2 tRNA genes and 2 rRNA genes are annotated in these 1,127 nt (G+C 42.1%); all 4 read left to right on the top strand.

The features are described from left to right. Positions 1 to 109 (top strand): 16S ribosomal RNA (locus tag EKG38_RS24790); the annotation flags it as partial. Positions 110 to 321: 212 nt separating this feature from the next. After that, positions 322 to 398 (top strand) — tRNA-Ile (locus tag EKG38_RS24785). Between the two features lie 136 nt (positions 399 to 534). Continuing rightward, positions 535 to 610 (top strand) — tRNA-Ala (locus tag EKG38_RS24780). A 403-nt stretch (positions 611 to 1,013) separates the two neighbouring features. After that, a 23S ribosomal RNA gene (locus EKG38_RS24775) occupies positions 1,014 to 1,127 on the top strand; the annotation flags it as partial.

Raw genomic sequence — 1,127 nt, 5'->3', positions numbered from 1 at the left:
TAGATAGCTTAACCTTTCGGGGAGGGCGTTTACCACGGTGTGGTTCATGACTGGGGTGAAGTCGTAACAAGGTAGCCCTAGGGGAACCTGGGGCTGGATCACCTCCTTACCTATACGACTAACTTAACTCTTGAAATACGAAAGTATGTTTGAGTGTTCACACAGATTACTTGATAGAAGAAAGAGAATATCGAAAGGTATTTTTGAGGGTTTTGATTCTTAATCAAGGCACTTGATGAGTCTCGCAGGGAGTGTGCTTTAGCACATGACTGAGAAACGAAGAAAGTAACGATGAGAAAGGATTAAAAGACCAAAAAGAATGGGTCTGTAGCTCAGCTGGTTAGAGCGCACCCCTGATAAGGGTGAGGTCGGTGGTTCAAGTCCACTCTGACCCACCAAATCTTTTCTACTCTGCGTTAGTTTAATACTCGTTTAGTGAACTAAACGTCGCATTAAACCGCCTTGATTAGAATGCGATTTGGATTCGCCAATGTTTACATTGGATACTTGATGATTTCTCAACTGCATGTAAATGGGGCTATAGCTCAGCTGGGAGAGCGCCTGCCTTGCACGCAGGAGGTCTGCGGTTCGATCCCGCATAGCTCCACCATTTACTTTGCTAATTAGTCCGAAAAGGTTTTTTGATTAATTAAGTAGACTTACTTTTCCAGCAAGAAGTAAGGCATGCACATGGATAGAGATGCCAAAGATAAACTAACACTTTATCTTTGGCTTTTTTAAGCCCGTTCTTTAAAAATTTGGAAAGCTGATAGTGTTAATGTGAAAGGGACAATGATGAACTTATTCGTAAGTGAGTTGTTGTTAATAGCATTAGCGCGAAAATAAATAATTGAGTTCTCAAACACTTAAATCAAGTGCCGAACGATTTACCTTAGGGTGATGAGTTCAAGAGTATTCTTTTGGCGAAAGTAAACACCATTAGTTGCGATACGACCACCGAGCTACCCGCTTGGTAAGCGTTTGTTTCTTTATGAAACTTATTTGGGTTGTATGGTTAAGTGACTAAGCGTATACGGTGGATGCCTTGGCAGTCAGAGGCGATGAAGGACGTAGTAACTTGCGAAAAGCGTTGGCGAGCTAGTAACAAGCATTTGAGCTAACGATGT

Source organism: Shewanella canadensis (genome assembly GCF_003966225.1).
GTDB classification, from domain to species: Bacteria; Pseudomonadota; Gammaproteobacteria; order Enterobacterales; family Shewanellaceae; genus Shewanella; species Shewanella canadensis.
This window is presented reverse-complemented; position numbering and strand designations above follow the sequence as displayed.